The organism is Pseudomonas sp. LBUM1673 (assembly GCF_059695645.1).
The window spans coordinates 4,339,851-4,352,025 of the sequence record NZ_CP166780.1 but is presented as its reverse complement, the minus strand read 5'-3'; the positions used below and the strand labels follow the sequence as shown (position 1 = coordinate 4,352,025).

General features: G+C 57.2%; 16 protein-coding genes. 13 read left to right on the top strand and 3 right to left on the bottom strand.

From position 1 onward, the window contains the following. Positions 1 to 24: 24 nt before the first annotated feature. The 3 genes from rbsK to ACA044_RS20120 are packed head-to-tail and all read left to right on the top strand — an operon-like array spanning position 25 to position 2,405. Positions 25 to 942: a ribokinase gene (gene rbsK / locus ACA044_RS20130; protein WP_497442958.1), complete on the top strand. Its 918-nt coding sequence runs from the start codon at positions 25 to 27 to the stop codon at positions 940 to 942. Next, on the top strand, positions 939 to 1,343 hold the full coding sequence (gene rbsD, locus ACA044_RS20125) for a D-ribose pyranase (protein ID WP_497442957.1): 405 nt from the start codon (positions 939 to 941) through the stop codon (positions 1,341 to 1,343). Before rbsK ends, rbsD begins: the two co-directional genes overlap by 4 nt. Before the next feature lie 33 nt (positions 1,344 to 1,376). Then, entirely contained in the window at positions 1,377 to 2,405 is a 1,029-nt protein-coding gene (locus tag ACA044_RS20120) for a nucleoside hydrolase (RefSeq protein ID WP_497312441.1), read from the top strand. 39 nt (positions 2,406 to 2,444) lie between these two features. On the opposite strand, the gene ACA044_RS20115 is transcribed toward ACA044_RS20120, so the two are convergent. Next, entirely contained in the window at positions 2,445 to 2,651 is a 207-nt protein-coding gene (locus tag ACA044_RS20115) for a hypothetical protein (RefSeq protein ID WP_007905889.1), read from the bottom strand. Positions 2,652 to 2,782: 131 nt separating this feature from the next. Between ACA044_RS20115 and ACA044_RS20110 the strand changes: the two genes are divergently transcribed. Next, positions 2,783 to 3,088 carry a hypothetical protein gene (locus ACA044_RS20110; protein WP_497442956.1) on the top strand — a complete coding sequence of 102 codons (306 nt, stop codon included), beginning with the start codon at positions 2,783 to 2,785 and terminating at the stop codon, positions 3,086 to 3,088. Between the two features lie 165 nt (positions 3,089 to 3,253). Further along, complete coding sequence (locus ACA044_RS20105) at positions 3,254 to 3,571, top strand: I78 family peptidase inhibitor (protein WP_223483674.1); 318 nt, start codon at positions 3,254 to 3,256, stop codon at positions 3,569 to 3,571. Positions 3,572 to 3,643: 72 nt separating this feature from the next. On the opposite strand, the gene ACA044_RS20100 is transcribed toward ACA044_RS20105, so the two are convergent. Beyond that, on the bottom strand, positions 3,644 to 3,856 hold the full coding sequence (locus ACA044_RS20100; protein ID WP_007905882.1) for a cold-shock protein: 213 nt from the start codon (positions 3,854 to 3,856) through the stop codon (positions 3,644 to 3,646). A 290-nt stretch (positions 3,857 to 4,146) separates the two neighbouring features. Then, positions 4,147 to 4,449, bottom strand: a complete 303-nt coding sequence (locus tag ACA044_RS20095; protein ID WP_497442955.1) for a hypothetical protein — start codon at positions 4,447 to 4,449, stop codon at positions 4,147 to 4,149. Between the two features lie 374 nt (positions 4,450 to 4,823). Here ACA044_RS20095 and thrS point away from each other — a divergent pair, with 374 nt between their 5' ends. The 8 genes from thrS (at position 4,824) to ACA044_RS20055 (ending at position 12,114) form a co-directional block, all read left to right on the top strand. After that, positions 4,824 to 6,746 (top strand): threonine--tRNA ligase, encoded by a 1,923-nt coding sequence (gene thrS, locus ACA044_RS20090; protein ID WP_008007259.1) that lies wholly within the window; start codon positions 4,824 to 4,826, stop codon positions 6,744 to 6,746. After that, the gene (infC, locus tag ACA044_RS20085; protein ID WP_172668659.1) at positions 6,746 to 7,297 is read left to right on the top strand and encodes a translation initiation factor IF-3; all 552 of its coding nucleotides are present in this window, start codon (positions 6,746 to 6,748) and stop codon (positions 7,295 to 7,297) included. Before thrS ends, infC begins: the two co-directional genes overlap by 1 nt. A 60-nt stretch (positions 7,298 to 7,357) precedes the next feature. Further along, on the top strand, positions 7,358 to 7,552 hold the full coding sequence (rpmI, locus tag ACA044_RS20080) for a 50S ribosomal protein L35 (protein WP_002553160.1): 195 nt from the start codon (positions 7,358 to 7,360) through the stop codon (positions 7,550 to 7,552). Positions 7,553 to 7,580: 28 nt separating this feature from the next. Continuing rightward, positions 7,581 to 7,937, top strand: a complete 357-nt coding sequence (rplT, locus tag ACA044_RS20075; RefSeq protein WP_007905879.1) for a 50S ribosomal protein L20 — start codon at positions 7,581 to 7,583, stop codon at positions 7,935 to 7,937. A 109-nt stretch (positions 7,938 to 8,046) separates the two neighbouring features. Continuing rightward, positions 8,047 to 9,063, top strand: a complete 1,017-nt coding sequence (pheS, locus tag ACA044_RS20070) for a phenylalanine--tRNA ligase subunit alpha (protein WP_497442954.1) — start codon at positions 8,047 to 8,049, stop codon at positions 9,061 to 9,063. Between the two features lie 26 nt (positions 9,064 to 9,089). Beyond that, complete coding sequence (gene pheT / locus ACA044_RS20065; RefSeq protein ID WP_497442953.1) at positions 9,090 to 11,471, top strand: phenylalanine--tRNA ligase subunit beta; 2,382 nt, start codon at positions 9,090 to 9,092, stop codon at positions 11,469 to 11,471. A gap of 3 nt (positions 11,472 to 11,474) precedes the next feature. After that, positions 11,475 to 11,777, top strand: a complete 303-nt coding sequence (ihfA, locus tag ACA044_RS20060; RefSeq protein ID WP_002553164.1) for an integration host factor subunit alpha — start codon at positions 11,475 to 11,477, stop codon at positions 11,775 to 11,777. Further along, positions 11,758 to 12,114, top strand: coding sequence for a MerR family transcriptional regulator (locus tag ACA044_RS20055; RefSeq protein WP_003179985.1), 357 nt, complete (start codon positions 11,758 to 11,760; stop codon positions 12,112 to 12,114). Before ihfA ends, ACA044_RS20055 begins: the two co-directional genes overlap by 20 nt. Positions 12,115 to 12,175 lie beyond the last annotated feature (61 nt).

Below are 12,175 nucleotides of genomic sequence, written 5' to 3'. Positions count from 1 at the left end.
AACAGAATTGATGAGTAGTGATGTATGCCAGCAAAAGTAGTGGTAATAGGCAGCCTGAACATGGACCTGGTAACCCGGGCGCCACGGCTGCCCCGTGGTGGTGAAACGCTGATCGGCGAATCGTTTGCCACGGTTTCCGGCGGCAAGGGCGCGAACCAGGCCGTGGCCGCGGCACGGCTGGGGGCGCAGGTGTCGATGGTCGGTTGTGTGGGCAGCGACGCCTATGGCGAAGCGCTGCGCGGGGCGTTGTTGGCCGAGCAGATCGATTGCCGGGCGGTCAGCACTGTCGAAGGTTCCAGCGGTGTGGCGTTGATCGTGGTCGATGACAACAGTCAAAACGCGATTGTCATTGTTGCCGGTGCCAACGGTGCGCTGACCCCCGATGTGATCGACCGTTTCGACGCGGTGCTGCAAGCGGCGGATGTCATCATCTGTCAGCTGGAAGTGCCGGATGCCACGGTCGGCCATGCCCTTAAGCGCAGTCGTGAGCTGGGCAAAATCGTGATCCTCAATCCAGCACCGGCCAGTCGCCCGCTGCCAGCGGATTGGTATGTATCCATTGATTACCTGATTCCCAACGAAAGCGAAGCCTCGGCGTTGAGCGGTTTGCCGGTGGATTCCTTGAGCACCGCCGAAACCGCCGCGACCCGCTTGATCGCCATGGGCGCCGGCAAAGTGATCATCACCCTTGGCGCTCAGGGATCGCTGTTCGCCAATGGCACGCGGTTCGAGCATTTCCCGGCGCCGAAAGTGAAGGCGGTCGATACCACTGCGGCTGGCGACACTTTCGTCGGTGGTTTCGCCGCAGCGCTGGCGGCCGGCAAAAGCGAGTCCGATGCGATCCGTTTCGGACAGGTCGCCGCTGCGCTGTCCGTTACCCGTGCTGGTGCGCAACCTTCGATTCCTACCTTGTCCGACGTACAGGCCTTTAAAGCACCATGAAAAAAACACCTTTGCTCAACGTCGCGCTGTCGCGGCTGATCGCATCCCTGGGCCATGGCGACACGGTCGTGATCGGCGATGCTGGCCTGCCAGTTCCGCCCGGTGTCGAATTGATCGACCTGGCCTTGACCCACGGCATTCCGGATTTCATCAGTACCTTGAAGGTTGTGCTCAGCGAAATGCAGGTCGAAAGCCACGTGCTGGCCCATGAGATTCTGGACAAGAAACCGTCGGCATTGAGCACGCTGGATGAACTGAATGCCGAAGGTGCGCTGGGCCGGCGCGAACTGCTCGGTCATGAGCAATTCAAAGTGCTCAGCCGACAGGCGCGGGCGATTGTTCGTACAGGCGAATGTCAGCCGTACTGCAACATCGTGCTGGTGGCTGGAATAACGTTTTAACTTCCCGTTCTTCCCACGCACAAGGAGTGCGCTATGCACCGCTATGCTCAGAAACTGCACCACCTGCTCCGGAGTCTGCTGCTTTTGTCCCTGATTACCGCAACAAGCGCCCAGGCGGCGGAAAAGATCGACTTGATCATCGACACCGATCCGGGTGCCGATGACGTGGTCGCCTTGCTGTTTGCCCTGGCCTCGCCGGAAGAACTGAACATTCGTGCGCTGACCACCGTCGCTGGCAACGTGCGTTTGGACAAGACCTCGCGTAATGCGCGTCTGGCTCGCGAGTGGGCAGGGCGCGAGGAGGTGCCGGTATACGCGGGTGCACCGAAGCCGCTGATGCGCACGCCGATCTATGCCGAGAACATCCATGGCAAGGAAGGCCTGTCGGGTGTCACGGTGCACGAGCCGAAGAAAGGTCTGGCCGAAGGCAATGCGGTCAACTATCTGATCGATACCCTGAAGGCCGCCAAACCCCACAGCATCACCATCGCCATGCTCGGTCCGCAAACCAACCTGGCCCTGGCGCTGATCCAGGAGCCTGAAATCGTTCAGGGCATCAAGGAAGTGGTGATCATGGGCGGTGCGCACTTCAACGGTGGCAACATCACTCCGGTGGCCGAATTCAACCTGTTCGCCGACCCGCAGGCTGCAGAAGTGGTGCTCAAAAGTGGCGTCAAGCTGACCTACCTGCCGCTGGACGTGACCCACAAGATTCTTACCAGTGAAGCGCGCCTGAAGCAGATCGCCGCCCTGAACAACAATGCCAGCAAGCTGGTGGGCGATATTCTCAACGAGTACGTCAAAGGCGACATGGAGCACTACGGCATTCCGGGTGGCCCGGTGCATGACGCTACGGTCATCGCTTACCTGCTCAAGCCGGAGCTGTTCACTGGCCGTTCGGTCAACGTGGTGGTTGATAGCCGCGAAGGGCCGACCTTCGGTCAAACCATTGTCGATTGGTATGACGGCTTGAAGGCACCGAAAAATGCTTTCTGGGTTGAAAGTGGCGACGCTCAGGGGTTCTTCGATCTGCTGACCCAGCGCCTGGCCCGTTTGAAGTAAGCCATGGACCCGCAGGTGCCAGCCTGCGGGTTTTTACATTCATTCGCTATCTGTCAGGCCCATATAGTCGGCGGGGTACTTCTCGAGTATCTGGGCGATGAATGTCTGGGCTGCTTGTGTCCCCAGTTCCTTGACCAGCAAATCGATACCAATGATTGCCAACTCTTCCGGGCTGCCGGGGCTGTAAGAGCTGTGGCCCTGTGGCCACTTGATTGTGATGTTGGCGTCGATGCTTACGGTGGTCATGATGGCGCTCGTGAAATCGAGATGTCTGAGTGTCGAGTTAACCATTTTGCGGGACGTTTGGCACTCCGACTTAGGCATGAGGCGAGGGCTATGCGACACTTGGTCTTTGATGGATTTTCAAGGACCGTGCTGTGCAGATCGATTTGAATACGCCTGACGGCTTGACCCTGGAAGCGGTGCGTCAGCTGCTGGCCTCTGCCAGCGACGAGGAGCACACCCAGCTGCGGGTCACCAAAGGCGGCATCGCCTACATTTCGTCGGGCATTGTGGGCGGCACCGACATCGACGGATTGCTGTTTCGCCTGGAGACGTGGGCCAAGGGTTCCGGCTATGTCGGATTGGTCGCGGCCAGCGATGAAGTCTGGGTCATGCAGATCTTCAATGCACTCAAGGAGAACTGGCCGAAGCCGCCTTTCGACTACATCGACGTTTATTAAGCGCCGTTCATATTCAGTCACGATTGAGGGATGAGCGGCAGGGTGATGCTCAGGCACACTCGCCGCTGTCCGGATCGATGGCAGGGCGATAGCGCCCACCTTGAAACCAAACGTCAAAATGGCGGTCGCACGATCTCAGCTCAACTATTGAAAAAAGGAGGCTTCATGCCTTGGAAGCTCGCGTCATTGGGTACTTTGTTGGCCGCCACTCTGCTGGCCGGTTGCAGCAGTACGTCCACCGAGTCGGCAAAGGACCCTGTGGCGACCGACACCGGTCACAGCCGTTGTGAAGCAAAGGCCGCCGAATTCACCATTGGCAAAAAGGCTTCGCCCGAACTGCTGGAGCAGGCACGTACGCGCGCAGGCGCGCAGAATGCCCGGTTCCTCAAGCCTGACGATATGGTGACCCTGGAATACCGCTCCGATCGCCTGAACCTGAACACTGATAACAACCTGGTGGTTACTCGCGTCAACTGCGGTTGATTGCTTCTGGCTTTTGTTTCGCCCATAAAAAACCCCGTCACATGGACGGGGTTTTTTTAGTGCGGCAGAAAATTACTCTGCGCGGACTTGTGCAGCTTGCATACCCTTTTGGCCTTTCTCAGCCACGAAGGAAACGGTCTGGCCTTCTTTCAGGCTTTTGAAACCGTCGCTTTCGATAGCTTTGAAGTGTACGAACAGGTCGTCACCGCCACCTTGAGGAGTGATGAAGCCGAAGCCTTTTTCATCGTTGAACCATTTAACGGTGCCGGTTTGGCGATTAGACATGGTGTATCTCCAAGAAACTTATATTTTCAGTAGTACTGTGCTGCTCAGGCCAACTGGGCACACGGGAGTATCATAGTCGAAATGTTCGCTTTGGGAGCCCCCTGGGTGTGCTGTTTGCCCTGCAGTCACGTTTTCTTTGTTGCTTCGTGTGGCTGAAAGCCCCGGTTTAAAAGGCTTTCAGCCGAAAGTAAAGACAATAAAAAAAGCTGTAAAACCTGCATAAATCGTACGAAAAAGCTGAAATCCGGCACTTTTTATCAGTGTTCGGCCGAGTCAAAAGGACTTTTTCCTCACTTTTTCGCCGGTGTATTGGCCTTGCATTTGGCGATCTGGCCCAGTGCCTTTTGTTGCAGTTCCGGGCTGGCCTTGTTATCCATCAGGGCCTGAATGTCGCTGGCCGGGTACGACTTGATCGCGTCGGCACCGCAAGCGCAGTGTGACTTGGCTGCCGCAGCGCCGATCTGCGGAGTAGCCGCCTGAGTGCACTGAGCCATGTATTTCTCGCGTTCGCCCTTTGGCCAATCGGCATGGGCAGCCAGCGGCAGCAACAGGACAACGGGTGCGACGACGGCGAATAAACGATTCAGACGCATGCTGAGATGCTCCTATTGGGTCAATGTCTTGTTATCTGAGGGGTAAAGCGGGGTTCAAGTTCAGCACTCTGGCATAAAAATGCCTGATTTGCCCAAGCACAAAACCTTGCCACCGCGATGACCGTTCATCTGTGCTAGCATGCCTCGCTCGGGCGTTTGCAGGCTCCGGATGACCTTCAGTCCCGGCAGCGGCAGCGGCACGAATAACCCTGATTTGAATCCCAGTCACTCTGGTTCGGTTTTCCGGTTGGCCGCAAGGCTCCTGCCGCTGTAAGGCAGGCGTTCGTTATTGAATGGCCTGGATCGGATCTTGTACTGGCTCATCCCAACCCACGTGACCTTTGGTAGGGGTCACCACTAGGAGAGGAGGCGCCATGCCAACTATTACTCTTCCCGACGGCAGTCAACGTTCATTCGATCACCCGGTTTCCGTAGCCGAGGTCGCCGCATCCATCGGTGCCGGTCTGGCCAAGGCCACCGTGGCCGGCAAGGTCAATGGCAAGCTGGTCGACGCCAGCGACATCATCGACAGCGATTCCTCGCTGCAAATCATTACGCCAAAGGATGAAGAGGGGCTGGAGATCATTCGCCACTCTTGCGCTCATCTGGTTGGCCACGCGGTCAAGCAGCTGTACCCGACGGCCAAGATGGTCATCGGCCCGGTCATCGACGAAGGCTTCTATTACGACATCGCCTTCGAGCGTCCTTTCACGCCGGACGACCTGGCTGCTATCGAACAGCGCATGCAGCAGCTGATCGAGAAAGATTACGACGTGATCAAGAAAGTCACTCCGCGCGCCGAAGTGATCGAAGTGTTCAAGGCCCGCGGCGAAGACTACAAACTGCGTCTGGTCGAGGACATGCCGAACGAGCAGGCCATGGGCCTGTACTATCACGAAGAATACGTCGACATGTGCCGCGGCCCGCACGTGCCGAATACGCGCTTCCTGAAATCCTTCAAGCTGACCAAGCTGTCCGGCGCCTACTGGCGTGGTGATGCCAAGAACGAGCAATTGCAGCGCGTTTACGGCACCGCATGGGCGGACAAGAAGCAGCTGGCAGCTTACATCCAGCGCATTGAAGAAGCTGAAAAGCGCGATCACCGCAAAATCGGCAAGCGCCTGGGCCTGTTCCACACCCAGGAAGAATCGCCGGGCATGGTGTTCTGGCACCCGAACGGCTGGACTCTGTACCAGGTGCTCGAGCAGTACATGCGCAAGGTTCAGCGCGACAACGGCTATCTGGAGATCAAGACTCCACAAGTCGTTGACCGCAGCCTGTGGGAGAAATCCGGGCACTGGGCCAACTACGCCGACAACATGTTCACCACCCAGTCGGAAAACCGCGACTACGCCATCAAGCCGATGAACTGCCCTTGCCACGTGCAGGTGTTCAACCAGGGCCTGAAAAGCTACCGCGAGTTGCCGATGCGTCTGGCGGAGTTCGGGGCCTGCCACCGTAACGAGCCGTCGGGTGCGCTGCACGGCATCATGCGCGTTCGCGCCTTCACTCAGGACGATGCTCACATCTTCTGTACTGAAGAGCAGATGCAGGCCGAATCCGCTGCGTTCATCAAGCTGACCATGGACGTCTATGCCGACTTCGGCTTCAAAGACGTCGAAATGAAGCTGTCCACTCGTCCGGAAAAACGCGTCGGTTCCGACGAACTGTGGGATCGCGCCGAAGCTGCACTTGCTGCAGCCCTTGATAGCGCGGGCCTGCCGTACGATCTGCAGCCGGGTGAGGGTGCGTTCTACGGTCCGAAGATCGAGTTCTCGCTGAAAGATTGCCTCGGCCGTGTCTGGCAGTGTGGTACCCTTCAGCTCGATTTTAACCTGCCTGTCCGTCTGGGAGCCGAATACGTCTCCGAAGACAACAGTCGCAAGCACCCGGTGATGTTGCACCGAGCGATCCTGGGCTCCTTCGAACGTTTCGTCGGAATCCTGATCGAGCACTACGAGGGTGCATTCCCCGCGTGGCTGGCTCCGACCCAGGCAGTGATCATGAATATCACTGATAAACAGGCCGATTTTGCCGCTGAGGTTGAAAAAACCCTCAATGAAAGCGGATTTCGTGCCAAGTCTGACTTGAGAAATGAAAAGATCGGCTTTAAAATCCGCGAGCATACTTTGCTCAAGGTTCCCTATCTCTTGGTTATCGGAGATCGGGAAGTCGAGATGCAGACTGTCGCTGTGCGTACTCGTGAAGGTGCTGACCTGGGCTCGATGCCCGTCGCCCAGTTCGCTGAGTTTCTCGCGCAAGCGGTTTCCCGGCGTGGTCGCCCAGATTCGGAGTAATTATTATTAAGCGTGAAATGAGACAAGATAAACGAGCTGCACCGAAAGCCCCGATCAACGAGAATATCTCGGCACGCGAGGTTCGGTTAATTGGGGCTGAAGGTGAACAGCTTGGGATTGTGTCAATTGAAGACGCGCTTCTTAAGGCTGAAGAGGCCAAGCTGGATCTGGTGGAGATTTCCGCCGATGCAGTACCCCCTGTTTGCAAACTGATGGACTACGGCAAATCGATCTTCGAGAAGAAGAAGCAGGTTGCCGCAGCCAAGAAAAACCAGAAGCAGATTCAGGTTAAAGAAATCAAGTTTCGTCCAGGGACGGAGGAAGGGGATTACCAGGTAAAACTGCGCAACCTGGTACGTTTCCTGAGTGATGGGGACAGGGCCAAGGTATCCTTGCGATTCCGCGGCCGTGAGATGGCCCACCAGGAGCTGGGGATGGAACTCCTCAAGCGAGTTGAAGGTGACTTGCTCGAGTACGGTTCGGTCGAACAGCATCCTAAGATGGAAGGACGCCAGCTGATCATGGTCATCGCCCCGAAAAAGAAGAAGTAATCAACAGGGCACGGCAGGCCTTCTGATTATGTTTATCAACTGAATGCGGAGTATCCGAACATGCCAAAAATGAAAACGAAAAGTGGTGCTGCTAAGCGGTTTCTGAAAACTGCTAACGGTATCAAGCACAAGCACGCTTTCAAGAGCCACATCCTGACTAAAATGTCGACCAAGCGTAAGCGTCAACTGCGCGGTAGCAGCTTGCTGCATCCGTCTGACGTGGCAAAAGTCGAGCGCATGCTGCGCCTTCGTTAATTTTAGTCAAGAATAGAGGAAGTAACTCATGGCTCGTGTAAAGCGTGGCGTCATTGCCCGTAAACGTCACAAAAAAATTCTGAAACTTGCTAAAGGCTACTACGGCGCTCGCTCGCGCGTATTCCGTGTTGCCAAGCAAGCGGTAATCAAGGCAGGCCAATACGCCTACCGTGACCGTCGTCAGAAAAAACGTCAGTTCCGCGCTCTGTGGATCGCTCGTATCAACGCTGGTGCACGTATCAACGGTCTGTCCTACAGCCGTTTCATCGCCGGCCTGAAAAAAGCGTCCATCGAGATCGACCGTAAGGTTCTGGCTGATCTGGCAGTGAACGAAAAAGCGGCGTTTGCTGCGATTGTCGAGAAAGCTAAAGCCACCTTGGCTTAAGTACCCCCGACAGTCACCCGGCCTCACCTCTGTGGGGCCAGGTGTTAAACGTCATAAATAGGGGAAGAGCCTTCAAGCTCTTCCCCTATTTTGTATCTGGAGTCTGTACATGGAAAACCTGGATGCGCTCGTCTCTCAAGCACTAGAGGCTGTGCAAAGCGCTGAAGATATCAATGCCCTGGAGCAAATCCGGGTTCACTACCTTGGTAAAAAGGGCGAATTGACTCAGGTGATGAAGACCTTGGGGAATTTGCCGGCAGAAGAGCGTCCGCAAGTCGGCGCGCTGATCAACGTTGCCAAGGAGCGTGTCACAGAGGTTCTCAATGCGCGCAAGGCACTGTTTGAAGAGGCCGATCTGGCCGCCAAACTGTCCTCCGAGTCCATTGACGTGACCCTGCCTGGCCGCGGCCAGACCTCGGGTGGTCTGCATCCGGTTACTCGCACTCTGGAACGTATCGAACAGTTCTTCACTCACATCGGCTACGGCATCGCCGAAGGCCCTGAGGTCGAAGACGACTACCACAACTTCGAAGCGCTCAACATCCCAGGCCATCACCCGGCCCGGTCGATGCATGACACCTTCTATTTCAATGCCAACATGTTGCTGCGCACCCATACCTCGCCGGTACAGGTTCGCACCATGGAATCGAAACAACCGCCGATCCGCATCGTCTGCCCAGGCCGTGTGTACCGTAGCGACTCCGATATCACCCACTCGCCGATGTTCCACCAGGTCGAAGGCCTGCTGGTTGATCGCGACATCAACTTCGCCGACCTGAAAGGGACCATCGAAGAGTTCCTGCGCGTGTTCTTCGAAAAAGAACTGGCCGTGCGTTTCCGCCCTTCGTACTTCCCGTTCACCGAGCCGTCCGCCGAAGTCGACATGGAATGCGTGATGTGCAGCGGTAAAGGCTGCCGCGTCTGCAAGCAGACGGGCTGGCTGGAAGTCATGGGCTGCGGCATGGTTCACCCGAACGTGCTGCGTATGTCCGGGATCGACCCGGAAGAGTTTTCGGGCTTTGCCTTCGGCATGGGCGTTGAGCGTCTGGCCATGCTGCGTTACGGCGTGAACGACTTGCGTCTGTTCTTCGACAACGACTTGCGGTTCCTCGCGCAATTTCGCTAGTCGTAACGAATTCTTAGGAGAGCAGGATGAAATTCAGTGAACAATGGCTGCGTGGCTGGGTAAGCCCGCAGGTAGGTCGCGACGAGCTGGTTGCTCGTCTGTCGATGGCCGGTCTTGAGGTCGATAGCGTTACGCCGGCCGCCGGTGAATTCAGTGGCGTGGTGGTGGGCGAGGTGCTGAGCACCGAGCAACACCCGGACGCCGACAAGCTGCGCGTTTGCCAGGTCAGCAGTGGCGCGGAGACTTTCCAGGTCGTTTGCGGTGCGCCAAACGTGCGCCCGGGCCTGAAGATCCCGTTCGCCATGATCGGTGCCGAACTGCCGGGCGACTTCAAAATCAAGAAAGCCAAGCTGCGTGGCGTTGAGTCCAACGGCATGCTGTGCTCGCAGGCCGAACTGCAAATCGGCGAAGGCAACGACGGCCTGATGGAATTGCCGGCCGATGCGCCGGTCGGTCAGGACATTCGTGAGTTCCTGAGCCTGGACGACGCCAGCATCGAAGTCGACCTGACCCCGAACCGCGGCGACTGCTTGTCCCTGGCCGGTCTGGCCCGTGAAGTCGGCGCGCTGTACGCCGCTGAAGTCACCCGTCCGGTCATCGCCACCGTTCCTGCCGTGCACGACGAAGTGCGTTCGGTTGAAGTGCTGGCGCCGGCTGCTTGCCCGCGTTACCTGGGTCGTGTGATCCGTAACGTTGACCTGTCCAAGCCTACGCCGCTGTGGATGGTCGAGCGTCTGCGTCGTGCCGACGTGCGCAGCATCGATGCCGCTGTCGACATCACCAACTACGTGATGCTGGAGCTAGGTCAGCCGCTGCACGCCTTCGATCTCGCCGAAATCAATGGTGGTATCCGCGTACGCATGGCCGAAGACGGCGAGAAGCTGGTGTTGCTCGACGGTCAGGAAGTCAGCCTGCGTAGCGATACGCTGGTGATCGCCGACCACACCCGCGCCCTGGCTATCGCCGGCGTGATGGGCGGCGAGCACAGCGGCGTCAACACCGCGACCACTCGGGATATCTTCCTCGAAAGCGCGTTCTTCGATCAGATTGCCGTTGCTGGCAAGGCCCGTTCCTATGGCCTGCACACCGATGCCTCGCACCGCTATGAGCGTGGCGTGGACTGGCAACTGGCCCGTGAAGCCATGGAGCGTGCCACTGGCCTGCTGCTGGACATCACCGGTGGCGAAGCTGGCCCGATTATCGAAACTGTCAGCGAGCAGCACCTGCCGTCGATCGCGCCGATCACCCTGCGTGCCCAGCGCATTACCCAGATGCTGGGTATGGAAATGGATTCGGCCGAAGTCGAGCGTCTGCTCAGCGCCTTGGGCCTGGCCATTTCTGCTGACGGGGCAGGGCAGTGGCGCGTAGAAGTGCCAAGCTTCCGTTTCGATATCAGCCTGGAAGTCGACCTGATCGAAGAGCTGGCCCGTCTGTACGGTTACAACCGTCTGCCGGTTCGCTACCCGCAAGCCCGTCTGGCGCCGCAAGCCAAGGCTGAAGCGCGTAGCGATCTGCCTGAGCTGCGCCGTCTGTTGGTGGCCCGTGGTTATCAGGAAGCGATTACTTACAGCTTCATCGATCCGAAACAGTTCGAGTTGTTTAATCCGGGTGTCGAGCCACTGCTGTTGGCCAACCCGATTTCCAACGACATGGCTGCCATGCGTTCGTCCCTGTGGCCGGGTCTGGTCAAGGCGCTTCAGCACAACCTGAACCGCCAGCAGGATCGCGTCCGCCTGTTCGAAAGCGGTCTGCGCTTCGTCGGTCAGCTGGAAGGCCTCAAGCAAGAGCCGATGCTGGCGGGTGTGGTGTGCGGTAGCCGTCTGCCGGAAGGCTGGGCACAAGGTCGCGATGTCGTGGATTTCTTCGACGTCAAAGCCGATGTGGAAGCGGTGCTGGGCTTCGCCGGTGCACTGGGCTCGTTCACTTTCGTGCCGGGCAAACACCCAGCATTGCACCCGGGTCAAACCGCGCGCATCGAACGTGAAGGCCGTTTGGTAGGTTTCGTTGGCGCGATTCACCCTGAATTGTCGAAAACCCTCGGTCTCGATCGTCCGGTCTTCGTTTTCGAGCTGGTTCTGGCCGAAGTGGCTGCGGGCAAAATGCCTAAATTCCAAGAGTTATCGCGCTTTCCTGAAGTGCGTCGTGACCTTGCACTGCTGGCGGACAAAGACGTTGCGGCCACTGCCGTACTGGACGTAATCCGTGAAAATGCAGGCGAATGGCTGACGGACCTCAGGCTATTTGACGTGTATCAGGGTAAAGGCATTGATCCGCATAGAAAAAGCCTTGCAGTTGGCTTGACCTGGCAGCATCCATCGCGCACTCTTAATGACGATGAGGTGAATACCACGACGCAAAACATCCTCACCTCGCTCGAACAAAGGTTGAACGCCACGTTAAGGAAGTGACGTATGGGGGCTTTGACGAAAGCTGAGATGGCGGAACGTCTGTATGAAGAGCTGGGCCTGAACAAGCGGGAAGCCAAGGAATTGGTCGAACTGTTTTTTGAAGAAATCAGGCACGCTCTTGAAGACAACGAACAAGTCAAATTGTCCGGTTTCGGCAATTTCGACCTTCGGGACAAACGCCAGCGGCCTGGCCGCAATCCGAAAACGGGAGAAGAAATCCCGATCACGGCTCGCCGTGTGGTCACCTTTCGTCCAGGGCAGAAGTTGAAGGCCCGAGTTGAGGCTTATGCTGGAACCAAGTCATAACGACGAACTACCCGTCATCCCGGGCAAACGCTACTTCACCATTGGTGAAGTCAGCGAGCTGTGTGCGGTAAAACCGCACGTGCTGCGCTACTGGGAGCAGGAGTTTCCTCAACTCAACCCCGTCAAACGCCGCGGAAACCGCCGGTATTATCAGCGCCAGGACGTGCTGATGATCCGGCAGATCCGCGCGCTTCTTTATGATCAGGGGTTCACCATCGGCGGCGCACGCTTGCGTTTGTCCGGCGATGAAGCCAAAGACGACACCACCCAATACAAACAAATGATCCGCCAGATGATCGCCGAGCTCGAAGATGTTCTGGTGGTTCTCAAGAAATAAATTCCTGCTTTTAAATACTTCCAGTTTTCAAAAGCTTGCGATATATTCTTGAGCGTTCCTC

Excerpts from the sequence above, each read along its gene's own strand:
- pheS (WP_497442954.1), top strand. The coding sequence starts at position 8,047 with ATGGAAAACCTGGATGCGCTCGTCTCTCAAGCACTAGAGGCTGTGCAA.
- rbsK (WP_497442958.1), top strand. The coding sequence starts at position 25 with ATGCCAGCAAAAGTAGTGGTAATAGGCAGCCTGAACATGGACCTGGTA.
- pheT (WP_497442953.1), top strand. The coding sequence starts at position 9,090 with ATGAAATTCAGTGAACAATGGCTGCGTGGCTGGGTAAGCCCGCAGGTA.
- ACA044_RS20105 (WP_223483674.1), top strand. The coding sequence starts at position 3,254 with ATGCCTTGGAAGCTCGCGTCATTGGGTACTTTGTTGGCCGCCACTCTG.
- ACA044_RS20100 (WP_007905882.1), bottom strand. The coding sequence starts at position 3,856 with ATGTCTAATCGCCAAACCGGCACCGTTAAATGGTTCAACGATGAAAAA.
- rplT (WP_007905879.1), top strand. The coding sequence starts at position 7,581 with ATGGCTCGTGTAAAGCGTGGCGTCATTGCCCGTAAACGTCACAAAAAA.
- thrS (WP_008007259.1), top strand. The coding sequence starts at position 4,824 with ATGCCAACTATTACTCTTCCCGACGGCAGTCAACGTTCATTCGATCAC.
- rbsD (WP_497442957.1), top strand. The coding sequence starts at position 939 with ATGAAAAAAACACCTTTGCTCAACGTCGCGCTGTCGCGGCTGATCGCA.
- ihfA (WP_002553164.1), top strand. The coding sequence starts at position 11,475 with ATGGGGGCTTTGACGAAAGCTGAGATGGCGGAACGTCTGTATGAAGAG.
- rpmI (WP_002553160.1), top strand. The coding sequence starts at position 7,358 with ATGCCAAAAATGAAAACGAAAAGTGGTGCTGCTAAGCGGTTTCTGAAA.
- ACA044_RS20095 (WP_497442955.1), bottom strand. The coding sequence starts at position 4,449 with ATGCGTCTGAATCGTTTATTCGCCGTCGTCGCACCCGTTGTCCTGTTG.
- ACA044_RS20120 (WP_497312441.1), top strand. The coding sequence starts at position 1,377 with ATGCACCGCTATGCTCAGAAACTGCACCACCTGCTCCGGAGTCTGCTG.
- ACA044_RS20115 (WP_007905889.1), bottom strand. The coding sequence starts at position 2,651 with ATGACCACCGTAAGCATCGACGCCAACATCACAATCAAGTGGCCACAG.
- ACA044_RS20055 (WP_003179985.1), top strand. The coding sequence starts at position 11,758 with ATGCTGGAACCAAGTCATAACGACGAACTACCCGTCATCCCGGGCAAA.